The following is a 24,390-nucleotide window of genomic DNA, read 5'->3' on the forward strand; positions in this document are numbered from 1 at the left end:
AAATATTTGCAAATTAAATTTTTGAAACAATTTTTTAAATTTTTATAAATGAAATCTATTACAATTCAAGGTACAAAAAGAGAAAGCGTGGGCAAAAAGTCTACAAAAGCTTTACGTGATGCTGAATTAGTTCCTTGTGTTGTTTACGGAGGTGGAGCTCCTTTGAACTTCTCTGCTACAGAGAAATCTTTCAAAGGTTTGGTATACACTCCTGAAGCACACACGGTATCTATTGAGGTTGATGGTCAGACAATCCCGGCTGTTCTTCAGGATATTCAGTTTCACCCGATTACAGACAAAATCCTTCACGCGGATTTCTACCAGTTAGCGGAAGACAAACCGGTAGTTATGGAAGTTCCTGTAAGAATTACAGGTCGTTCAAAAGGTGTTGTTGCAGGTGGTGTTCTTCGTCAGTCTTTCAGAAAACTGAAGGTAAAAGCGATTCCTGCTAACTTACCTGACGAAATCGTTGTGGACGTTACGCCGTTAAGAATCGGTAACAAACTTTATGTAGGAGGTATCAAAGCGGAAGGATATTCTTTCATGCACCCTGACAACGCGGTAGTAGTTGCTGTGAAGATGTCTAGAAATGCAATGAAAGGAGGCGCTGCAGCAATGGATGATGAGGATGAAGAAGAAGTTACAGCAGAAGAAGGAGCAGCCCCGGCAGCTGAAGAAACAACTGCAGCAGAATAAGAATTTCTTATCTAAAAATATGGGAACCTGTCAATTCATTGGCAGGTTTTTTTATGTTAAAAAAACTAGAGAATAATTTAACGATTCATATTAATTTAAAAAAATCTTTATGTCCTTATAAGTGGAATGTTTATGCTGTAGACCTAATCATATCATGCAATCAAAAAAGCTCAGCATTCTCCGTGTTCCAATTAAGTTTAATAATATTACCAGGAAAAAACTTCCAACCTCCAGCATCCTCTTCCAGCCTTTAGGGTTAAAGGATTTACATCTAATCCATTGAATCTTTCTATTGATTTACAATCCATTGCTAACAACCGTCAGTTTCCTTTTGGAAAAAAAGCCGTAAATTTGAAGAGTTCTAAATAAGAACGTTTTAATTTAAAATTTAATAAATGTTTGACATTCAGGAAATCAGGAGTCAGTTTTCTATATTAGACCGGAAGGTGAACGGTAAGCCGTTGGTTTACCTGGACAATGCAGCAACCTCCCAGAAACCGGATTCGGTGCTGAAGGTTTGGGATACCTATTACCGGGAGCTTAATGCAAACGTACACCGGGGAATCCATACCTTAAGCCAGCTGGCTACGGAAGAGATGGAACTTTCCAGACGGAAGATCCAGAAATTCATCAATGCAAAGTACGATTTTGAAGTCATCTTTACCAAAGGAACGACCGAAGGATTGAACTTGATCTCTTATATTTTAACCCAGAAATTAAAAAAAGACGACGAGATCATCATTTCTTATCTGGAGCATCACTCCAATATTGTTCCCTGGCAATTGCTCTGCGAAAGAACAGGAGCCAAATTGAAAGTAATCCCGATGGATGAAAACGGGATTCTTCAGATGGAGATTTTCGATACTTTGTTGAATGAAAGAACGAAGATTGTTTCCATGAACCAGGTTTCCAATGCATTAGGGGTGATCAATCCGGTGGAAGAAATCATTGCAAGAACGCGGAAGAATACGGACGCTTACATCGTAATCGATGGGGCTCAGTCGGTACCGCATTTTACCATTGATGTTCAGGCGATGGATTGTGACTTTTTTGTATTTTCAGGCCATAAAATGTATGCGCCGATGGGAACGGGAATTTTATACGGGAAACAGGAAATCCTTGAAGAGCTGCCGCCATTCCACGGAGGTGGGGAAATGATTGCCACCTGCTCGTTTGAAGAAACAAGCTATGCCGGACTTCCGTTCAAATATGAAGCAGGAACCCCGAATGTAGGTGGAAATATTGCGTTGGGTGCCGCTGTGGACTTTATCTTGGAAACAGGGCATGAAAACATCAGAACCCATGAAAATGCTTTGCTGGAATATGCTCAGAGACACCTTCTGGAACTCGAAGGATTAAAAGTATACGGTGAAAAAGCAAACCGGACAGGGGTGGTTTCTTTCAATCTGGAAGGCATCGGGATTGCTTCGGATGTAGGAATGATCCTCGATAAACTGGGGATTGCAGTACGGACGGGCCATCACTGTACACAGCCGATCATGAGCTTCTTTAATATTGCAGGAACCGTACGCGCAAGTTTTGCCGTGTATAATACCTTCAACGAAATTGATATTCTCGTGGAAGGAGTGAAAAAAGCACAAAAAATGCTTCGATAATCATAACATCAAATATCATAGGAACGGTCAGGAATTTTTTCTGGCCGTTTTGTTTTAATAATTGATATTGAAATATTAATGTATAGCCGATGAATGTATTTGGTGTTTTTAAGAAATATAATCTTTAATAAAAAAATAAATCCTGTAACCTTTTCGGTTTTTCGCTGTCTTACTAATAGAAACAAAATAATTATGAAGCTTCTGTTTGGAAATAAAAAAGATGATTTGCTAAGCCGCCTGAAAAGACAGGAGCCGGCGGCACAGAAAATTTTTTATGATCAGAATGTTAAAAAGTTCCTGAGCATCAGCAGGAGTTATATTACGGATCTGTACCAGGCGGAAGACTGCGTCATCAAAGCGTTCTGCAAAATCTTTAAAAATATAGAAAGCTTCAGAAACGATGGAAGTTTCGACGGATGGGCGAGAAGAGTTGTGGTTAACGAGTGCCTCAATTTTATCAAGAGCCACAAAACGGTTTTTTATCTGGACGATATCAATCCGGCTTATCTCGAAGAAGCGTACGAAGAAGATCTGGTTTTTAATTTCAATGCCCAGGAGCTGCTGGACCAGCTTCCGGATGCCTACCGGATGGTTTTCAACCTCTACGTTTTTGAAGATTATTCGCACCAGGAAATTGCCGATGCCTTACAGATCTCCACAGCCGTAAGCAAGACGCAGTTGTTCAGGGCTAAAGAAAAGATGAGAAAAATTTATTTCCAACAACAAAAAGCGTTACAAAATGAAAACTATTAAAAGCAATATAGAACAACAGATCAAAAAACAGATCGAAGAGAGGGAAATCACTCCTTCAAGGGACTTGTGGTCTGAAATTGAAAGCCAGGCGGTGGCAAAGACCTCAAAACCATCCTTCAATTGGCTTCTGATAGCAGCCTGCTTTATTTTAACTTTTAGTTTAGGGGCTGTGCTTTTTTTTAACCGGGAAAATAAACCCTACGGATCATCGGAAACGATTGTTCATACCATTACAGAACCTGCTATTCAGAACCCTTTAGGGCACATTGCGCAGGAGCAAGATGCAGAGCCAGCAGCTAAAAATCACGAGGAGAAAACGGTTGCAGAAAATATTTCAGCAGGAATAAAAACTGAAGAGCGGAACCGGGAGCCGCAAGCCTTTGCCCAACAGGAAGAAATGCCGGTTATCATAAGGAATTCAGTACAGATCATATCAGAACTTTCACCCATTCAACCGGGAAAAACCATTGCCCAGACAGACTCTGCCAAGGTACCGGTAAAGAAGAAACGGTATGTGGATCCTTCCACGCTGCTTTTTTCAGTGGAACACAAAGATGTCATTGAGAAGACCAAAGGAAAAAGCAATGTCGCCACGATCGATCTGAACAAAAACTAACCCTTTATTTTTTTAACCATTAAAACATAGTATATGATCAGGAAATTTATCATGATGGGCTTCGTATGCCTTTTGTCAACAGCAGGATATGCACAGAGAAAACCGGTACTGAACCTTCAGCCGAAAGAGGAAACCGGGGTAAGCCCGATCGTAAAAGAAAAAGTGGATGATTATGCCAAAAAGATCGATACCATCATCCAGGAAGAGAAAAAAATGATGGAAGCGGAATTGCTGGAGCTTCAGGCCAAAAACCTGGACAAGGCAGAATTCGATAAGCAGAAAGCCCTGGTGGCCGAGCAGTATTCCGAAAAGATCGATCAGCGTATCGAAGCACTGGGATTCGACATGGATGCCGTGATCCAGAAGCAGGTACGCTTTTCCCTGCTGAATTCGGATGTAACCTCAAATGAAGAACTGAAAGAGAGGCTTCTGAAAAAATTCAGGCCTACAAAAGACCTTTCTCCCTATATTTCTTACGGAATCATGAATCTTACGAATGATAAGCCGGATAATACGCTTGATAATAATCTGCGCTATGCCGGAAACTTTGAATTCGGTTTAAAATTCAATTATCAGTTTGGCAGGACAAGCCCGTGGGGGTTGATCTCAGGAGTCAGTTTTTCATGGCGAACACTGAGTATCGATAACAATATGTTTGTCGCAAAAGATGCCAATTCCAACGTTTATCTGGCAAACTATGATAAAGGATTGAGCAAAAGCAAGCTGAGAACAGGTTATATTATCGTTCCGGTAGGAATACAGTACAATTTTTCCAGGCTGAAAAATGCCGGGATGGATGTTCAATACTTGGATTATTCCGAGGGTTTCAGAATAGGGGCTAATATGTACGGAGGGGTAAAGATGTCAACGAACAACATCATTAAAGGCGATGGGGTCAGCAACCGGGACCGAAGCGATTATCAGGTAAGCCCATTCATTTATGGAGGACAGTTCACGGTTTCCTATAACGATTTCAGTATTTTCGTAAAAAAGGACTTTGGAAATTTCTTTAAAAACGGAACTTTTGAAAATGACAAGGCATTGATTTTTGGAGTTGCGCTCTGGTGGTAAGAGACACCTGATTATTCATATTTAAATGATAAACGCCGATGAAGAATTTCCCGGCGTTTTTCGTGCAATATAATTATTTAAATCTGATTTCTATTTCAGGCTTCCCACCATATCCTCAGGCTTCACCCATTCGTCGAACTGTTCGGCCGTTAAAAGACCTAAATTCACCGCTTCTTCTTTTAAAGTGGTTCCGTTCTTGTGAGCAGTTTTCGCAATTTTAGCGGCATTTTCATAACCGATATGGGTATTCAGGGCGGTTACCAGCATCAGGGATTTATCCACCAGTTCTTTAATTCTTTCATGGTTCGGTTCGATGCCTACGGCGCAGTGATCATTAAAAGAGATACAGGCATCGGCAATCAGCTGGGCCGACTGCAGGAAGTTATAGGCCATCACCGGCTTGAAAACATTCAGCTCATAATTCCCCTGGGTTCCGGCGAATGAAATGGTTGTATCATTTCCTAATACCTGGGCGCAGACCATCGTCATTGCTTCATTCTGCGTAGGATTCACTTTCCCCGGCATAATGGAAGACCCCGGCTCGTTTTCCGGGATATGGATTTCTCCGATTCCGGAACGGGGACCAGAAGCCAGCAAACGAATATCCTGAGCAATTTTGAATAAGGAAACGGCCAGCTGCTTTAAAGCCCCGTGGGATTCCACAATAGCATCATGGGCTGCCAGTGCCTCGAATTTATTTTCCGCCGTTACAAAAGGGAGACCGGTAAATTTAGAAATGTATTCCGCTACTTTCACGTCATACCCCTGTGGGGTATTTAAACCTGTACCTACGGCCGTTCCGCCCAATGCCAGCTCGGAAAGGTGAGGCAACGTATTTTTTAATGCCTTAATCCCGTAGTTCAGTTGGGCTACATATCCTGAAAATTCCTGTCCCAGAGTCAGCGGCGTGGCATCCATTAAGTGGGTTCTTCCGATTTTAACGATGTCTTTAAAAGCTTCTGATTTCTGAGCCAGCGTATCCCGTAATTTTTCAACCGCAGGAACCGTTATTTCCACTACTTTCTTATAAGCGGCGATGTGCATCGCGGTAGGATAAGTGTCATTGGAGGACTGGGATTTATTGACGTCGTCATTCGGATGGACTTCTGCTTTTTCTCCTAATATACCGCCGTTGTTTACATGCGACCGATTGGAAATCACTTCATTCACGTTCATATTCGACTGGGTTCCTGAACCGGTTTGCCAGATTACCAGAGGGAACTGGTCATTCAGTTTCCCTTCCAGAATCTCATCGCATACTTTGGCGATCAGATCCCTTTTCTCTGCCGGCAGAACACCAAGATCCGCATTGGTAAAAGCAGCAGCTTTCTTTAGATAAGCAAAAGCTTCGATGATTTCATGCGGCATGGAGCCTTCGGGTCCGATTTTGAAATTGTTTCTGGAACGTTCGGTCTGTGCGCCCCAGAATTTGTCGGCAGGAACCTGCACTTCACCCATGGTGTCTTTTTCTATTCTGTAATTCATTGTGATGGAATTTTTTGTTAAATTCAGGTTGAGGTTAAAGTTTAGAGTAAGAAAATCTCGGTTCGTATCTTTGACTTCACCTGATTGTATAAAATTACTTATAAATAAAAAACCTCGCAATTTATAATCATTATAAATATCATTCTAAGCCGCTGATTTTGCTCATGCTTTTTTTACGATGTTTTATTTTTGCAGCCAAAGAAAAGAGAATGGAATTTAGATATCAGGATCCGTACCCGATTCAGAAAGATGATACGGTATACAAGAAACTTACCTCAGAATATGTAAGCGTTGAAAAATTAGGAGAACGCGAGATTTTAACCGTCGATCCGAAAGGGCTGGAACTACTGGCGGAAGAGGCAATGGCAGACGTTTCCTTTATGCTCCGTTCTTCCCATCTGGAAAGCCTTAGAAGAATTATTGATGATCCTGAAGCAACGGATAACGACCGGTTTGTGGCCTACAATCTATTGCAGAACGCTGCGGTGGCGGCAGAGGGGGCTTTGCCTTCCTGTCAGGATACCGGAACGGCGATCGTAATGGGTAAAAAAGGAGAGAATGTGTACACCGGAGTGGACGACGGAGAATATCTGAGCAAAGGAATCTACAATACCTATCAGAAAAGAAATTTAAGGTATTCCCAGGTGGTGCCTTTAACCATGTTCGATGAAAAGAATTCCGGTTCCAACCTTCCGGCACAGATTGATATTTATGCGAAGAAAGGAGATTATTACGATTTCCTGTTTTTAACGAAAGGAGGAGGTTCTGCCAATAAGACGTTCCTGTACCAAAAAACAAAATCATTACTGAACGAAAAGTCGCTGGAAGAATTCATCAAAGAAAAAATTTCGGACCTTGGAACTGCGGCCTGCCCGCCTTACCACCTGGCTTTAGTGATCGGAGGGACTTCCGCTGAAGCGAACCTGGCTGCCGTAAAAAAAGCATCCGCAAAATATTACGATAACCTTCCGACGGAAGGAAACGAAGCGGGACAGGCGTTCAGAGACCTGGAATGGGAGGCGAAAGTGCAGAAGATCTGCCAGGAAAGTGCTATCGGGGCACAGTTCGGAGGAAAATACCTGACGCATGATGTCCGGGTCATCAGGCTTCCGCGCCACGCAGCATCCTGCCCGGTAGGAATGGGGGTTTCCTGTTCAGCAGACCGGAACATCAAAGGAAAAATTACCAGAGACGGAATTTTCCTGGAACAGCTGGAAGTCGATCCGAAGAGATTCCTGCCTGCAACACCACCACATCTGGAAGAAGCGGTCGAAATTGATCTGAACAAGCCGATGCCGGAAATCTTAGCTGAACTTTCCAAGTACCCGATCAAGACAAGATTGAAATTGAACGGAACACTGATCGTGGCGAGAGATATTGCGCACGCAAAGATCAAAGAGATCATTGACAGCGGACAGCCAATGCCGGAATATTTTAAAAACCATCCGATTTATTACGCCGGACCGGCAAAAACGCCGGACGGAATGGCTTCAGGAAGCTTCGGGCCGACCACTGCGGGAAGAATGGATGTCTATGTTGACGAATTCCAGAGCCACGGCGGAAGTATGATTATGCTGGCTAAAGGAAATAGGAGCAAGGACGTAACCAATGCCTGCGGAAAATACGGAGGGTTCTATTTGGGCTCGATCGGAGGGCCGGCAGCCATCCTGGCGAAAGACAATATCCTTTCGGTTGAAGTCGTGGATTTCCCTGAGCTGGGGATGGAAGCGGTACGGAAGATCGAAGTGAAGGATTTCCCGGCATTCATAATTACGGATGATAAAGGGAACGATTTCTTTGCAAACCTGGCGCATTAATTAGTTTAAAATCAAAATAAATAATAAAATAGGATGTGTATATTTTGTGTAAAAAAATAAAAAGTCCTATTTTTGCCTAAAATCTTTAAGAAAAATGATAACGATTTTATCCGCATTTTGGCCGTTTTATCAGTTCCTTTGGACCGTATTTTTCATCATTATGTTCCTTGTAGGGTTCTGGTGTATTTTCATGTTCTTCGGATTTGTTATCCCGTTATGGTTAACGGAAGGTCTGAAAGAATACTTCGGAAAAGTAAAGCCTTTTAATCCTGAAGATATCAGAAGCAAAATGGTGTATGAGCAGGAAGGTGTAGAGGTTATTTACAACGAGCCTAAAGGTCATGGTCCGTTTCTTCACGATCATGGACATGACAGCCACGGAAAAGGACATCATTAATTGATTGTCATTGCTTTTTCACTTGAATTCTGAAAAAGCAATATCAAAGCAAAACAACATATATTAAACCACTTAATTTTTAAGTGGTTTTTTTAGTTGAACGATTCCATTCTCAGCTTTTCGGGTGAAATCCCGAATTTTTTCTTGAAAGCCCGGGTGAAATTCTGCACATATTCATACCCGCATTCTATTGCGATTTCTTTGATCATGATCTCTCTATCCGTGATCAGCTTTTTGGCCTTCAGCATTCTCAGTTCTGCCATATAATCGCTTACTGTCCGGTGGTAATGTGCTTTAAATTCTTTCCGGATCTTGTTCTGGTTGATGCCGATCAGTTTCCCGATATCCTCTGCTTTTATATTTCTGTGATAATTTTCATCGATAAACTTTTTAATTGTTAAAGGGGTTTTCGGCATTTTTTCCAGCGTATTTCTTTCATTGAACTGTTCGAAAATCAGGAGCAGCAGCTTGATTATTTTTGCTTCAACAAATAATTTCTGGAGAATTCCTTTTTTGGAATAGCTGATGATTTCCTTTAAAATAATTTGCATTTCCACGGTCATAGAAGGAGGTGTCTGCTTATGCAGGAAAATATAATGATTACGGATCATGCCTTCCAGAATATCCGCATTTTCTTTATTGGATTCCGGATTGATGAGGTTTGAGATATAATCGTAATTCATCTGGATCTGTAAGTATTTGAGCATTTCTTTATTTTCCGTCCATAATTCGGCTGTGCTTTCTTCGCGAGAATAATGCAGGATATACTGGTTTCTTTTAAATAAAAATTTCGTTCCGCAGTCTTCAGCATTAAGATGAATATTTTCACTTAGAAAAAAAAGGAGGTTGAAGCTGGTCCTGCCCTCTATTATATCAGATTTGGAAAACCTACCTGTATACAACTCTTCCTTCAGAAAAATTTTGATGTTTTCGGAACTGAATAATAATCCCTGGCCAGATTGATTCTTCATATGTGTAATTTATAAATAGTACCATTGATAAGAGGGGGATCGATAACAAAAAGTTCGTTAATGATAACCCGATGTTAGATAAGTCAGATACTTTTGCGTAAAATTAATTATAATTTAGAATAAATAAAAATAATATTTAAGATGAATAAATTATTTAATAGTTTTTGCATGTCGGGTGCTATGCTCTTACTGCTAACAAACAATACGAAGGCACAGGCCTGCAGCAATGCGGATCCAGGAAATACGCCCGGTGATCTGGGATGTGTTTCATTTATTTATCAGGGTCAGCCGGTAACCTACACGACGGTAAGGAGTGCGGATGGAGAAATCTGGCTTCAGCAAAATATGGGAAGCAGCAAAGTAGCTGCCTCAATAAATGATACAGAAGCTTACGGAGACCTTTTCCAGTGGGGAAGATGGGATGACGGGCATCAGTTACGCAATTCGGCGATCGTAGCCACAGCTCCCGCGGTAAACGACCCCTCAGGACTGAATGGCGGTAATTCCGGATTTTATTCTGCGGGATCTAATTCATTTTCCAACTGGTGGTCGGAAGGGGCGCCAAATGATCAGTGGACGGCAGCAAACCCGTCCTCTGCTACGGCAACAAATGGTGCCGACCCTTGTAAAGCGATGGGTGCCGGCTGGAGGCTTCCGTTGGGCAGCGAGATCGAGACGGTTCTGGCGGCAGAAAATATTTCGGATACCGGGTCTGCATTTTCCAGCCATCTGAAAATGGTTCCTGCCGGAATGAAAGATTATAACGGGATCTTCTCTCCGGGAGCAAGGCTTTATTTGTGGTCTTCCTCTTCTTCGCCTTATACGGGTTCCGGCCAGCATCTGTATATCAGCATGTACTCAGCCCTTACCAACAGCAGCGGCCGTGACGGCGGAATGTCTGTTCGCTGCATGAAAGAGATCTCTTCACTGTCCGTATCCGACCTCAAAAAAAAGGCCATAGGTATTTACCCGAATCCTACTTCAGGAATCCTTTACCTTAACACGGATGCGGCAGTGGAAAATATTTACCTCATCGCTATAACGGGACAGATTGTAAAGGTTCAGGCTGCTGAAGGGAAAATAGATATCAGCAATGTACCGGCGGGAGTCTATACTGCCGAAGTTGTTTTAAAGAACGGGGAAAAGATCATCAGGAAAGTTATTAAAAATTAAATCTTTGGTTATGTTTAAAAATATACATTTTTCAGCACGTAAAACAGTCGCTGCATTTGGTGTGGCGACTCTTACAGCAGGGTATCTGCCTGCCCAGCAATGGGAAACGGTAGGGATGGCGGAAACTATTTCTGCCGGCGGAACGGCTTTTAATAATTTACTCGTCAGCAACGGAAAATATTATGTTTCATATTATGATACTGCTGCGGGCAAAGGTTCGGCACAGGTATTCGATGGAACCTCATGGTCTTATTTGGGCGGTACCGCAGGAATTACCACGGGTACGGCTACCTACAGTTCTTTGTCTGCGGATGGCCTGGGTAATCTGTATTATACCAATCAGATCGGGTGGCCCGGTGCCGGGATGGAAGTCCGTAAGTTTAACGGAACCTCCTGGAGCCAGCTTCCGGATGCTGTAAATACTTCCGTTAACTATCACGCTTCTGCCGTTTCTCCATCAAATACCTTATTTACTTTTTCCGGACAGAATTTCGGAACCGTTCAGCGGTATATAAACGGCGCATGGGAGCAGGTAGGAAATTCCGGTTTTTCCGGCGGGGTTACCTTTGCAGAAATGGTAATCGGCAGTAATAGTAAAGTCTACACCTGCAGTGTATCCGGTAGCGTAAATGTGTACGAAAATATGACAACTGCCACTGCTTCAGATAACTGGACCTTGGTAGGCGGGAGTATTGTGGACGCCGCTTCCGCCAGTGAACAGTACAATTCGGATATTGCAATCGATGCGGATAATAACCTCTACGTGGCCTATGTCTCGAACTCAGCTAACGGACGAAAGCTAAACGTTAAAAAGTTCAACGGTACAGGTTGGGTACAGGTTGGAAATGCCGACTTTTCCACTGGCAAGGCCCAGCATGTGGCTATTGCCGTTACACCTTCAGGAACACCTTATGTCGTAGCCAGCCGTTGGGAAAACGACGACTTTTCAAGAAATACAGTTTACAAACTTGATGTTGCCACCCAGACTTGGAGCGCATTCGGAGGGAACTTCATTTCTGATGGGAAGGCAGTTTATAATGATCTTGCCTATGATAAAACGAATAATTACCTGGTGTTGGCCTATTCCCAGGACGGGACAAAAGTAAAAAGGATTTCCCTTAGTCCGGCTTGTAATAATACCGATCCGGGAAGCAGTACGGGAGACTTGGGCTGTGTGAAATTCAACTACAGGGGGCAGACGGTAAATTATACTACGGTAAGGGCTGCAGATGGAAACGTCTGGCTTCAGCAGAATCTGGGGAGCCATCAGGTAGCAACCTCTCTCAGCGATGCCAATTCTTACGGAGATCTTTTCCAGTGGGGAAGATGGGACGACGGCCATCAGCTGAGAAGCTCCGGAACGGCAGCAGCACCTTCAGCAAATTCACCGGACGGCCTGGCAGGAACAAATGCTTTCGTTACCGGATCGGGATCGGGTTCCTGGTGGGCAACCAATGCAACCAGTGACCGATGGAATGAGGAGTCTTCATCTTCAGTAACACCTACAAACGGGGCGGATCCCTGTAAAGCGGTAGGCCAGGGGTGGAGGCTTCCAACCTCAGCAGAATGGGTAACCCTGGTTGGAGCGGAAGGAATCAGTAATCCGGCAACAGCTTATTCCAGTTATCTTAAATTGCCGGCAGGAGGATACCGGAGCAATACAACCGGAGCCTTCACATTCGTTGGGCAGCGAGGGTATTTCTGGAGTTCTGAAACCGCCAACACGGGAGGTCGGTATCTATATATCGGATCAGCAATCGTAACGCCGGCTTCCGGAGGTCCGAGAGGACAAGGAGAATCAGTAAGATGTGTAAAAGATTTTTCCGCATTGGCCACTTCCGATGTAGCCCTAGCCATAAAACCGGTGCAGGTATATCCGAACCCGACTAACGGAATTTTATACATCAAATCCGATTCATCCGTTGAGACTGTACATATTACAAATATTGAAGGCCGGAAAATCCCGGCAGATCTTTCAGGAAACCAGCTGAATTTAGCAGGGTTCCCGAAAGGAATATATATGGTCGAAATCAAGTTAAGAGGACAGGAGCAGCCGATTTCCAAAAAAGTAATTAAAAATTAAATTTTTCGTCCATAATAGTTGATTGATAGAAGGCTTTTTGAAAAAGTCTTCTGTTTTTTTGTTCTGGTCTATATGGAAATACTCCTTCTTCACGCATTGCGACTGAACTTTACAGCTGGTTAGTGTTTTTTTTAGTTTTAATTTTTTTTCATTCTCTTGGAATTTGTAATTCAAAGCATAGGGTTTCAGCCGGTTAAATTTATTTTTTCAATATGAAAATTAAAACATGGTGAAAATAAATTATCTTTATTAAACTGTACTTAAAAAAATTAGAAACGATATGAGAAAGTTTTATTCAGGTCTTTTATTGATGATGGTGGCCTTTGCATTCGGCCAGATCAGCTATACCATTACACCGAACCCGTTCAATGAAACGAGTGCTATTACTTTAACCGTTCCGGGAGCACAGATTGATGAAGCAGCCTGGGGGGTATCGAACAACGCCATTTACATCTGGTCGTGGTCTCTTGATACCAATTACCAGAACAGCCAGGACTGTCCTACCAACGGAAGCTGGAATAATTCCAACGAGCTGAACCGGCTCAGTTACAATGCAGCTACCGATACGTATTCCTTATCTTTTATCCCAGCTGCCTTTTACGGGAGAACGGGAATTGGCAGATTCGGGTTTTTATTAAAAGATAAAACAGGGAGCCACCAAACATCTGACAATTTCGTCAATGTCGGGGTTTTAAACCTGACCATGACCAATCCTGTGGCCAACAGCCTGACCTCAGTTCCTACAGGAAATTCAATCAACGTTACGGCAACAACCAATGTAAGTGCTACTTTTCAGCTGAAAGCTAATGGAGCAGTGGTGAATTCCACATCAACGCCTTCCACTTCTTACGTATACAGCTACACCGTAAGCCAGGATGCCAATATGGAACTGGTCGCAACCGATGCCAATTCAACGGTCAAAAATGCAACATTTATGTTGCAGGTTCCCCGGAATGTGGTTTCGCAGGCCATTCCAAGCTGGATCAGACAGGGGATCAACTACAATCCGATCGATAATACAAAAGTCGGACTCGCATTATATGCCCCGTTTAAAAATTTCGTTCACGTGATCGGAAGCTTTAACAACTGGACAGTAAATGATGCTTATTTAATGAAGAGGGATACTGCCAATCCGGATTTGTATTGGATCGAACTGAGCGGCCTTACGCCACAGCAGCTGTATACTTTCCAGTACAGAACCAATGATCTGAAAAAAGTAGCGGATCCTTATTCTCCGCAGATCTTATCTTCTTATGACGACCAGTATATTACCGCCTCTACCTATCCAAATCTACCGGCGTTTCCTGCAGGACAGGGGTTTGAAGTTTCCATATTTAAAACCGGACAGGCGCCTTACAACTGGCAGGTAACCAATTTCCAGAGGCCGGCGAAAGAAAATCTGGTGGTCTATGAATTGTTATTGAGGGATTTTACACAGGAAAAAAACTGGCAGTCGCTGATCAATAAAATCACCTATTTGAAAGGGCTGAACATCAATGCCATCGAGCTGATGCCGATTATGGAATTTGAAGGAAATCTGTCCTGGGGATACAATACTTCCTTCCATTATGCACTGGACAAAGCTTACGGAACCCCTGAAAAATTCAAGGAATTTGTAGATCTGTGCCACCAGAACGGAATCGCCGTGATTCTGGACGTTGCTTTTAATCACGCTACCGGGCGTTCTCCATTAGCCAGATTATGGAATATCGATCCGGATGGAGACGGGTACGGGGATATTGCGGCCAACAACCCTTACTTCAATCAGGTGCCTAAACATTCTTATAATGTCTTTAACGATTTCAACCATACCAGCGCTTCAACGAAATATTACGTTGAAAGATGTCTTCAGCAATGGCTGACAGAATACCGTATCGATGGTTTCCGTTGGGATTTAACGAAAGGGTTTACCCAAAACTGTTCGGAGAATGATGAAACCTGCACGAATGCTTATCAGCAGGACCGCGTGGATATTTTAAAATATTATGCCGACAGGCAATGGGCGCTTGATCCGAATTCTTACATGATCTTTGAACATTTGGGAACGGATGCCGAAGAGCAGCAGTGGGCCAATTACAGAATAGCCGAAGGAAAAGGTGTTATGCTCTGGAATAACCAGAACGGTTCTTATAATCAGAATACCATGGGGTACAAGGAGAACAGCAATTACGACAGGATGAACCATGTCCTTCACGGCTTTACCAATATGTCTGCCGTGGGCTATGGAGAAAGCCATGATGAGGAAAGGCTGATGTTCAAAAATATGGCTTATGGTGCGGTAAACGGAAGCTATGACGTGAAAAGCCTAAATACCGCACTGGACAGGATGAAAACTTTCGGTGCAACGTTCTTTACCATTCCCGGCCCGAAAATGATCTGGCAGTTTGGGGAGCTGGGTTATGAATTCAGCATCAACAGATGCCAGGACGGAACCATCAACAACGGTTGTAGAACAGATCAGAAGCCGATTGCATTTACCCTCAACTATGATACAAATACCAACAGGAAAGCGGTGTATGATACCTGGGCGAAAATCATCAATTTCAGGAATCTGTATCCGGTTTTCAGATCAAAAACCTATTCTATAGAGTCCAACAACCTGGCAAACGACCCGGAAGGGCTGATTACCCGGATCTACGTATACGATAATCTTCTGACGTCGGGAATCAAGAACGTGGTGGTGCTGGCGAATTATTCCACCGCGGTTCAGGGTGTCGTGCCGTATTTCCCTTATGCTGGGCAATGGCAGAATCTGATGGATAACTCTGTTACTAACGTAACTTCCATAACCGCGCCGATCAGTCTTCAGCCGGGCGAGTTCAGGATATTCGGAAACTATGCCGGGAGCTTATCCACGTCTGACGCAAGCGCGGAAAATAAGCTTTCTCTGCAAATTGCGGATAACCCGGTGAAAAACGGTATGGCTAAATTAATTTACCATAAAGCAAAGAATGGAGAGATTTTCATCTACGATTTAAGCGGCAGAAAGATGGATTCATTTAAGCTTACCGGTGAAAACGGAGCTTACGAATTGAAAACAAATTATGCGGCCGGAACGTATCTTGTTCACTTAAAGTCGGATACGGGAATCGCAATTCAGAAAATGATTGTGAAATAACCTGTGGATAAGTCTGTAAGTTAATCCGAAAGGAGGTCATTTCCATGACCTCCTTTTTGTTTGTCCATACTTTATCCCCGATGAAAATAGGGGTTATCCATGCGGTATTAACGGCTTTTCCATAGGTTTTCCACATCTTTTTCCGCAATGGAGTTTAGGCTTATCCATACCTTACTAATAGCTTATTCATACGTTATCCATATTTTACTCACAACGATAAAAGTTTTTATTCAGATCATTTCCATGTTTACTCATATCTAATTCACATCTTTCTAATAAGGAATTCACAGGTTATCCACAACTTATTCACAGTGGGGAATATAGAGTCTGCTTATTTTTCCACTCCATTTTCTACATCTTGTTTGTCATCCAATAATCTCAATATAATATGAGAGTGCAGCATAAGAACATTGGGTGCAGATTCATCTAAATAAAAGAACAGTAAATATCAGAATCAACACGGAAAACTGAAGTGTAAGTCATATACGGAGCCGGAGATCAATGGTTCCTGAGAAAACAGATGATGGATTCACGCAAGTTTGAGAATTTTATTATGGAAAGTTATTCATAATCAAAAGTTTTTATTTAATAATAGGATAAGTAAACTTACATCTGCAGGTATAGCATGTATATTGAAAAAAATATATTGATTGAGTAAGATGAGTAAATTCGGAAATAACTCATGAAAATTATAAAAGTCTGTTTAAATTTCTTTGAAATTAAAGATTTGTCAGAGCATCTAATCTCACTAAGATTATTAAAAATACTTAGAAGATCATTTTAATACAAACTGCTTAATGCGGTTTGTATTTTCTATTGTTTAAAAGAAAGTCATTTAAACTTTCATTTTGAAAAGGCTGGATCTAAGAATAAGGAATAGACCATAAATAATAACAAATCTTTATTTTAAAAGGTTTATAAAATATTTTTTTCTAAATTTTACCTGAACAACAGATAACTCTATAACACTATGTTGATAGCCTTCAGATTCCGGATTGTGAATTTTCGTACTTTTGTTTGGTAAAGCCGCGTCTCCCATTTAAGGATAAAGGAAGATAATTGATTTCGCTTTATACACAACGAAAAACTATTAGTTTTACAATTGAATTAATAATCCGTATCTTTGCACCCACAAAATTTTCATAATGGCTAAATCATTAATTCCAAAATTAGAAGCTATAAAACAGAGATATAATGAGGTGGCCGACCTTATTATACAGCCTGATGTAATTTCAGACCAAAAAAGATATTCTTCTTTGAACAAAGAATATAGCGATTTGGGGAAAATTGTAAGAGTTTACGATCAATATAAAGGGGCTTTGGATACGATTGAGGAATCCGACGAAATTATTGCTGACGGATCAGACAAGGATTTTGTGGAACTGGCTAAAATCGAGAAGAACGAAGCACTGGAAAAAATTCCGGGACTGGAGGAAGAATTAAAAGTATTGCTTATTCCGAAAGATCCTGCAGATGATAAGAACGTCATTGTAGAACTCCGTGCCGGGACCGGCGGTGATGAAGCCGCGATTTTTGTGGAAGATATTTATAGGATGTATTCCATGTATTTTAAGACGAAAGGCTGGAGACATGAAGTGACGGATTCCAATGAAGCGGCAAAAGGCTACAAGGAACTCATCATGAAAGTGGAAGGCGAAGGCGTTTACGGAATCATGAAATTCGAGTCGGGGGTTCACCGGGTACAGCGTGTTCCGGAAACCGAATCGCAGGGAAGGGTTCACACATCAGCCATTACGGTGGCGGTGCTGCCGGAAGCCGAAGAAGTAGATTTTGAACTGAACCCGGCGGATATCGAAATGCAGACTTCCAGATCGGGAGGAGCCGGGGGACAGAACGTAAACAAGGTAGAAACCAAAGTTCAGCTGACGCACAAGCCTTCCGGATTGGTAGTGGTTTGCCAGCAGGCCCGATCTCAGTTGGCCAACCGGGAACTGGCGATGGAAATGCTGAGAACAAAATTATACGATATCGAGCTTCAGAAAGTTCAGGGGGATATTGCTGCTCAACGTAAATCAATGGTGTCTACAGGAGACCGTTCTGCAAAGATCAAAACCTATAACTATCCGCAGGGAAGGGTAACCGATCATAGGATCAACAAATCCATGTATAATCTGGATGCCTATATGAACGGCGATATTTCTGAAATGATCGATGCCGTAATCATGGCGGAAAATGCTGAAAAAATGAAAGGTGAAGAAGAAAATTTATAAAATCTTTATCATAAAATCTTTAGAAAGTCTCCGGGTTCCGGGGACTTTTTTTAATGATAACCGAATAAGAGAAACTATTGCTCGCGAGATATCACAAGATGATGTAAAATTTTTAATGATAAATGGTTTTAAATGAGATTTTTAACAAGATATTAGAACTTGAAATTATATTTTCGTAAAATTTTTACAGTAAATAGGAAATATTACTAAAAATAATAAGTACATTTATAAAAGCTTTCGGATTACTCGGGAGCCGGGGATAAATAATACGTTAATTAAATAATATATGAAAAACCTTAAAGCTGCCTTTCTGGTAGTGGTTCTGTGTTTTGCGCAAAACTTAAAATCACAAAATATCTTACCTCCTCAAAAGGTATTCAGCCTTTATTTTGACTCCTTTGTAAAATACGACGATGATTCCTTGAAAGAACTTAACAGTTACCTGATTAATTTTTTAGGTAAAGAAAATACCCATAAGATGAGCCTTCAGGAATCTTACGATCAGAAAGTAGAAAGCTTTACCAATATTTTCCTTTCCAATCTGTCTGCTGAGGTTTCCTCGGCATGTAAAAATGAAGCCCGTGAATACTTTAAAGTTCTGATCGGAAATTTCAAGAATGCCACCTGCAGCATCAGGGAGATTAAAACGGTATCTGATGAGCAGGTAAAAGGGCAGGAATTTTCACAGGTAGATTACGAAGTAACCTTTAAAGTTCCGTCTTTACCTTCACAGATCAATATGGGCGACCTTAAAAAAATCGGGCCAGGGGAAATGAAGAAGTACCTTATTGATATGACCAACAATCTGAAAAATACCGACAAGGTTGTATCGACCCATCAGAAATTCAATCTGTACCAGGTGAAGTACGGGACTGATACCTATTACTGGAACGGTGGCCCGCAGGAAATGGCCTGGAAGCTGAATGATTTTTATTTTAAAAATATCAATTGATGGCCAACGTATAAAATTTATTTGGCTTAAATTAAAGTTGATTCGACTGTATTTAATTTATTTTACAGTGGATTATAAGAATGAAAGATTGGAATTCAGGTTGGTGAGTCAGGATTTAAATAGATTTCCTATTTATATGATAACAAATGATTTCGTCTGATGATCAATAACTATGAAAGTAATGCTGATAAAGATAACTTTCTGCATCCAGCATCCTTCTTCCGGCTTATTAATCGATTTCTTAAATTAAATCATAGGATAAAGCTGTCGGTTCCGATAGCTTTTTTTATTAAAACAGAATCCTTATTTTTGAAGAAATAGCTTAATATGAAATTCAGACCCATTTTATTAACTGCCGGCGTTTTGTTTTCGGCGACATTTTATGCCCAAAAAATGACCTATCCAAAAGTAATAAAAGGAAATCAGACCGATACTTATTTCGGAACTGCGGTGGCAGATCCGTTCAGAGACCTGGAAAATGATTCGGAAGCCACCCGCAGATGGGTTGACGATGAAGTAAAGCACAGCCAGGAATACCTTGCCAAAATACCGTTCAGGGATGAAATCCGCAACCAGCTGAGAGACATCTGGAACTACGAAAAAATTTCAGCCCCTTTTAAAGAAGGAGATTATACCTATTATTATAAAAACGACGGTCTCCAGGCCCAATCGGTTTTATACAGAACCAACAATAAAACGAAGCAAACGGAAGTTTTCCTGGATCCGAATAAATTTTCAGAAAAAGGAACCACGTCGCTTTCCCAATTGTCATTCAACAAAAAAGGAAATCTGGCGGCCTATTCTATTTCTGAAGGCGGCAGTGACTGGAACAAGATCATCATCATTGATGCCGCTACCAAAAAACAGATCGACGAAACCTTAGTGGATGTTAAATTCAGCGGAATTTCATGGCAGGGTGATGAAGGATTCTACTATTCAAGCTACGACAAGCCGAAAGAAGGGACCGTACTTTCCGGAATGACTGATAAACATAAGGTCTACTTTCACAAACTGGGAACAAAACAATCGGCGGACAAGCTGATCTTCGGTGGCGATAAAACCCCGAGAAGGTATCTGGGAGCAGCAGTTTCCGAAGATCAGCGGTATCTGATTATTTCTGCGGCCAATGCCACCAACGGAAACGAGCTGTATATCAAAGATCTGAAAAACGGCGGCGATTTCATCCAGATCAACAAGGGTTTCGACATCAATGCGGGCATTGTAGATACGGACGGCGAAAACCTGTACCTCTTTACGGATAAGGATGCCCCGAATATGCGCCTGGTAAAAACCACGATTAAAAATCCGGCGCCTGAAACATGGATAGACGTGATCCCTCAGACCGATAATGTATTGGGCATCACCACCGGCGGCGGCTATTTCTTTGCCACTTACATGGTGGATGCCATCGACCAGGTAAAACAGTACAACAAAAACGGAAAACTGATAAGGGAAATTACGCTTCCCGGAAAAGGAAACGTTTCCGGATTCGGCGGAAAGGAGAAAGAAAAAGAACTTTATTTCTCGTTCAGCAATTACATTACCCCGGGAACTACCTATAAATTCAATGCAGACACCGGGAAATCTGAAGTCTACCAGAAACCGGAAGTGAAATTCAATCCGGAAGATTATGTTTCCGAGCAGGTATTCTATACTTCAAAAGACGGTACGAAGATCCCGATGATGATCAATTATAAAAAAGGAACGAAGCTCGACGGTAAAAATCCGACCATCCTTTACTCTTACGGAGGGTTCAACATCAGCCTGCAGCCGGCTTTCTCCGTGGTAAATGCCATCTGGATGGAAAACGGCGGAATCTATGCGGTTCCGAACATCCGAGGCGGCGGGGAATACGGTAAAAAATGGCATGATGCCGGCACCAAACAGCAGAAGAAAAACGTATTCAATGATTTTATTGCAGCCGGGGAATATTTACAGGCTAAAGGCTATACTTCCAAAGAATACATGGCCCTTTCCGGAAGATCAAACGGCGGATTGCTGGTAGGTGCTACCATAACAATGCGTCCCGACCTGGCAAGAGTGGCGTTCCCGGGAGTCGGCGTTCTGGATATGCTGCGGTATAATAAATTCACTGCCGGTGCCGGTTGGTCGTACGATTACGGAACTGCAGAAGACAGCAAAGAAATGTTTGAATACCTAAAATCATATTCTCCGGTACACAATGTGAAAGCAGGAACCTGCTATCCATCCACCATGATCATCACCAGCGATCACGACGACCGTGTTGTACCGGCACACTCCTTTAAATTTGGGGCGGAACTTCAGGAAAAGCAGGCATGTAACCATCCGGTCCTTTTGAGAATCGAAAAAAATGCAGGCCACGGCGCCGGACGATCCACCGAGCAGGTCATCGGGGAAAATGCCGATCTGCTTTCTTTTGCTTTGTATGAAATGGGGATAAAAGAAATAAATTAGTTACATTAAATAAATAATTCTTAAATAAAATTATATGAAAAAAGTATTATGTTATTCAATTTTAATGCTATCTACCTTACTTGTTAATTCTTGTAGTAGTGGTGATCTGAGAGATAATAGTGAAAATGAAGTAGTAACAAAAGGTAGAAATCTTGAGCATACTTCAAAGACAGCTTTGAGCGATGAGAAATATGTTCTACCTGTTATTTTTACAGATGCCAATGGATACAATACCAATAATTCACCATGCTCATCCTATAAACTTTATGCAACTTCGGATGTATTATCTGCAAATGACAGAGTAGTACATGTTATAGCTATAAGTAACAATACAATTGTGGATGGTAAAATTTTTACAATTCCTGCAGGACAATACGTTTCACAAACAATAAATGTTTTTAGCAATGCAAATAGAAGTTATGGAAATGTTGAAATTAAAGTAAATAGCGTAAAGGAAAATGGAGTTATAACTGATGAGTATGAATTAAAGGCTATTGATACTCAAGTTAATAATTGTTATAGGAATACCCCTGTATTACCAGGCCCGCTAGATCCATCTGAGTGTTATGAAGATCTTAATAATGATGGTTATCCTGATTGCTACGAGTCTACCTAAATTATAATTAATAAATAAGATTATCGAAATCAATAGAAACGGGCTTCAGCCCGTTTTTTTATTCAATCCTTTGGCTTTAGTCAAAACTTATTTTGACCGGGAATCAGATGGGTTTTACCGTTAAATCTTTGTAGTTTTCAAAACAGAATATGACGAAAAGCGGCTTGAAAATTAACACAAATTTATTATCCCAAAAATGCTTAATTTTAGCCATCTAATAAATCCGAAAGTATGAGAAGGGAAGTTCAGAATAAAACGCCTCAATTTAATATAACTGAAAAAAACATGGAGGTGTATCCGTTTGAAAAAGACGGACTGTCATTGAAATCCTCTTACAAAGCGGAAGATGTCAAAAACCCGGAACTCACACAGACTTCTCCGGGAATTGAACCTTACCTCAGAGGACCTTATTCCACCATGTATGTTCAGAAACCATGGACCATCCGTCAGTATGCAGGTTTTTCAACCGCAGAAGAATCCAATGCTTTCTATAGGAGAAACTTGGCAGCAGGGCAGAAAGGGCTTTCCGTAGCTTTCGACCTGGCCACGCACCGTGGCTATGACTCCGATCACGCAAGGGTCGTGGGAGATGTCGGGAAAGCCGGCGTGGCCATCGATTCCGTAGAGGACATGAAGATTTTATTCAATGAAATCCCGTTGGATCAGATTTCGGTTTCCATGACGATGAACGGTGCCGTACTGCCGATCCTCTCTTTTTATATCGTTGCGGCAGAAGAGCAGGGCGTTTCCCAGGAATTGCTTTCGGGGACCATCCAGAATGATATTTTAAAGGAATTCATGGTACGGAATACCTACATTTATCCGCCGGCCCCTTCCATGAAAATTATTGCCGACATTTTTGAATATACCGCACAGAACATTCCGAAATTCAATTCCATATCCATTTCAGGGTATCACATGCAGGAAGCCGGGGCAACACCGGTACTGGAAATGGCCTACACGCTTGCAGACGGGCTGGAATACGTAAGAACAGGAATAAAAGCAGGAATGAACGTCGATGATTTTGCCCCGAGACTTTCCTTTTTCTGGGCCATCGGGATGAACCATTTTATGGAAATCGCAAAAATGCGGGCGGCAAGATACATCTGGGCCAACCTCCTGAAACAGTTCAATCCGCAGAATCCGAAATCTTTAGCCCTGAGAACACACTCCCAGACTTCAGGATGGTCTTTAACCGAGCAGGAACCTTTCAACAACATTACCAGGACGGCCATTGAAGCACTGTCCTCCGCTTTAGGCGGAACCCAGTCCCTTCACACCAATGCACTGGATGAGGCTATCGCCTTACCTACCGATTATTCGGCAAAGATTGCAAGAAATACCCAGATCATCCTCCAGCAGGAAAGCGGGATCTGCGATGTCGTAGATCCGATGGGTGGGAGCAACCTTGTGGAAAGCCTGACCCAGCAGATGATCGAGGAAGCCATGAAATACATTGATGAGGTAGAGCAGGAGGGCGGAATGACCAAAGCCATCGAAGCCGGAATCCCAAAAATGAGGATCGAGGAAGCGGCCGCCAGGAAACAGGCCAAAATCGACAGTGGCGAAGAATTCATCATCGGGGTCAATTCATTCCGGTCCGAGCTAAAGCAGGACCCGATTGAAATCCTGGATATCGATAATACTGAGGTCCGCAGAAAGCAGATCGAAAGACTCAATACAATCAAAAAAGAAAGAAATGCTTCAGCCGTTGAAGAAATTCTGAACAAGATAAGAGAATCGGCCAAAACCGGACAGGGAAACCTGCTCGCCTTGTGCATCGAAGCTGCCCGCAGGCGGGTGACTCTCGGGGAAATGAGCGATGCTATGGAAGAAAGTTTCGGTAGATACAAAGCCAACATCAGAACCATTTCAGGAGTATACGCCATGAATGCAGGAAAAAACGAATATTTTGAAAAAGCCCTGAACCTTACCCAGAAATTTGAGGAGGAGGAAGGCCGAAGACCAAGAATCATGGTGGCCAAAATGGGACAGGACGGACACGACCGAGGAGCTAAGGTAGTAGCCACCGCATTTGCCGACATGGGATTCGATGTGGATGTGGCACCGTTGTTCCAGACGCCTGAGGAAGTAGCAAAACAGGCAGTGGAAAATGATATTCATATCTTAGGGGTTTCATCCCTGGCAGCCGGTCATAAAACATTGGTTCCCCAAGTAGTAGGAGAACTGAAAAAGCTGGGTGCTGATGATATCACCATTGTTGTCGGCGGCGTTATTCCCCAGCAGGATTATGAATTCCTGTATGCCAACGGAGCTGACTTCATCTTTGGGCCGGGTACCAACCTCCCGAAATGTGCCGTGGATATCCTCGAAAGATTTTTAAATTAAAATTAAAAAT

At 42.1% G+C, this 24,390-nt stretch carries 17 protein-coding genes; 15 read left to right on the forward strand and 2 right to left on the reverse strand.

Going from position 1 to position 24,390, the window contains the following annotated elements:
* Nucleotides 1-48 precede the first annotated feature (48 nt).
* From FY557_RS14235 to FY557_RS14255, 5 genes are all read left to right on the forward strand, one after another.
* Entirely contained in the window at nucleotides 49-696 is a 648-nt protein-coding gene (locus FY557_RS14235) for a 50S ribosomal protein L25/general stress protein Ctc (protein WP_149247907.1), read from the forward strand.
* Between the two features lie 395 nt (nucleotides 697-1,091).
* Complete coding sequence (locus FY557_RS14240) at nucleotides 1,092-2,312, forward strand: cysteine desulfurase (protein WP_149247908.1); 1,221 nt, start codon at nucleotides 1,092-1,094, stop codon at nucleotides 2,310-2,312.
* Between the two features lie 192 nt (nucleotides 2,313-2,504).
* A complete protein-coding gene (locus tag FY557_RS14245; protein WP_149247909.1) occupies nucleotides 2,505-3,065 on the forward strand; it encodes an RNA polymerase sigma factor in 561 nt (186 codons plus the stop codon).
* Nucleotides 3,052-3,681 (forward strand): hypothetical protein, encoded by a 630-nt coding sequence (locus FY557_RS14250; RefSeq protein WP_149247910.1) that lies wholly within the window; start codon nucleotides 3,052-3,054, stop codon nucleotides 3,679-3,681. The genes FY557_RS14245 and FY557_RS14250 overlap by 14 nt, the downstream gene beginning before the upstream one ends.
* Nucleotides 3,682-3,714: 33 nt before the next feature.
* Nucleotides 3,715-4,752 (forward strand): outer membrane beta-barrel protein, encoded by a 1,038-nt coding sequence (locus FY557_RS14255; RefSeq protein WP_149247911.1) that lies wholly within the window; start codon nucleotides 3,715-3,717, stop codon nucleotides 4,750-4,752.
* A gap of 90 nt (nucleotides 4,753-4,842) precedes the next feature.
* Here FY557_RS14255 and fumC read toward each other — a convergent pair whose 3' ends face one another.
* Complete coding sequence (gene fumC / locus FY557_RS14260; protein ID WP_149247912.1) at nucleotides 4,843-6,237, reverse strand: class II fumarate hydratase; 1,395 nt, start codon at nucleotides 6,235-6,237, stop codon at nucleotides 4,843-4,845.
* 209 nt (nucleotides 6,238-6,446) lie between these two features.
* On the opposite strand from fumC, the gene FY557_RS14265 reads away from it, so the two are divergent.
* The gene (locus FY557_RS14265) at nucleotides 6,447-8,054 is read left to right on the forward strand and encodes a fumarate hydratase (protein WP_149247913.1); all 1,608 of its coding nucleotides are present in this window, start codon (nucleotides 6,447-6,449) and stop codon (nucleotides 8,052-8,054) included.
* A gap of 94 nt (nucleotides 8,055-8,148) precedes the next feature.
* On the forward strand, nucleotides 8,149-8,451 hold the full coding sequence (locus FY557_RS14270) for a hypothetical protein (RefSeq protein ID WP_185151737.1): 303 nt from the start codon (nucleotides 8,149-8,151) through the stop codon (nucleotides 8,449-8,451).
* A gap of 92 nt (nucleotides 8,452-8,543) precedes the next feature.
* Here the strand turns inward: FY557_RS14270 and FY557_RS14275 are convergent, their stop codons facing one another.
* Nucleotides 8,544-9,422, reverse strand: coding sequence for a helix-turn-helix transcriptional regulator (locus FY557_RS14275; protein ID WP_149247914.1), 879 nt, complete (start codon nucleotides 9,420-9,422; stop codon nucleotides 8,544-8,546).
* A 141-nt stretch (nucleotides 9,423-9,563) separates the two neighbouring features.
* On the opposite strand from FY557_RS14275, the gene FY557_RS14280 reads away from it, so the two are divergent.
* From FY557_RS14280 to scpA, 8 genes are all read left to right on the forward strand, one after another.
* Entirely contained in the window at nucleotides 9,564-10,595 is a 1,032-nt protein-coding gene (locus tag FY557_RS14280) for a T9SS type A sorting domain-containing protein (protein ID WP_149247915.1), read from the forward strand.
* A 10-nt stretch (nucleotides 10,596-10,605) separates the two neighbouring features.
* Nucleotides 10,606-12,678: a T9SS type A sorting domain-containing protein gene (locus FY557_RS14285; RefSeq protein WP_149247916.1), complete on the forward strand. Its 2,073-nt coding sequence runs from the start codon at nucleotides 10,606-10,608 to the stop codon at nucleotides 12,676-12,678.
* A 280-nt stretch (nucleotides 12,679-12,958) separates the two neighbouring features.
* Nucleotides 12,959-15,796, forward strand: coding sequence for an alpha-amylase family glycosyl hydrolase (locus FY557_RS14290; protein WP_149247917.1), 2,838 nt, complete (start codon nucleotides 12,959-12,961; stop codon nucleotides 15,794-15,796).
* A 1,145-nt stretch (nucleotides 15,797-16,941) separates the two neighbouring features.
* On the forward strand, nucleotides 16,942-18,027 hold the full coding sequence (gene prfA, locus FY557_RS14295; protein ID WP_149247918.1) for a peptide chain release factor 1: 1,086 nt from the start codon (nucleotides 16,942-16,944) through the stop codon (nucleotides 18,025-18,027).
* 286 nt (nucleotides 18,028-18,313) lie between these two features.
* Nucleotides 18,314-18,979: a hypothetical protein gene (locus tag FY557_RS14300; protein ID WP_149247919.1), complete on the forward strand. Its 666-nt coding sequence runs from the start codon at nucleotides 18,314-18,316 to the stop codon at nucleotides 18,977-18,979.
* Between the two features lie 327 nt (nucleotides 18,980-19,306).
* Nucleotides 19,307-21,415 carry a prolyl oligopeptidase family serine peptidase gene (locus tag FY557_RS14305; protein ID WP_149247920.1) on the forward strand — a complete coding sequence of 703 codons (2,109 nt, stop codon included), beginning with the start codon at nucleotides 19,307-19,309 and terminating at the stop codon, nucleotides 21,413-21,415.
* 34 nt (nucleotides 21,416-21,449) lie between these two features.
* A complete protein-coding gene (locus FY557_RS14310; protein WP_149247921.1) occupies nucleotides 21,450-22,031 on the forward strand; it encodes a hypothetical protein in 582 nt (193 codons plus the stop codon).
* Nucleotides 22,032-22,262: 231 nt separating this feature from the next.
* A complete protein-coding gene (gene scpA, locus FY557_RS14315) occupies nucleotides 22,263-24,380 on the forward strand; it encodes a methylmalonyl-CoA mutase (RefSeq protein WP_149247922.1) in 2,118 nt (705 codons plus the stop codon).
* Nucleotides 24,381-24,390 lie beyond the last annotated feature (10 nt).

Origin of the sequence: Chryseobacterium sp. SN22, from assembly GCF_008329705.1 — a bacterium.
GTDB lineage: Bacteria > Bacteroidota > Bacteroidia > Flavobacteriales > Weeksellaceae > Chryseobacterium.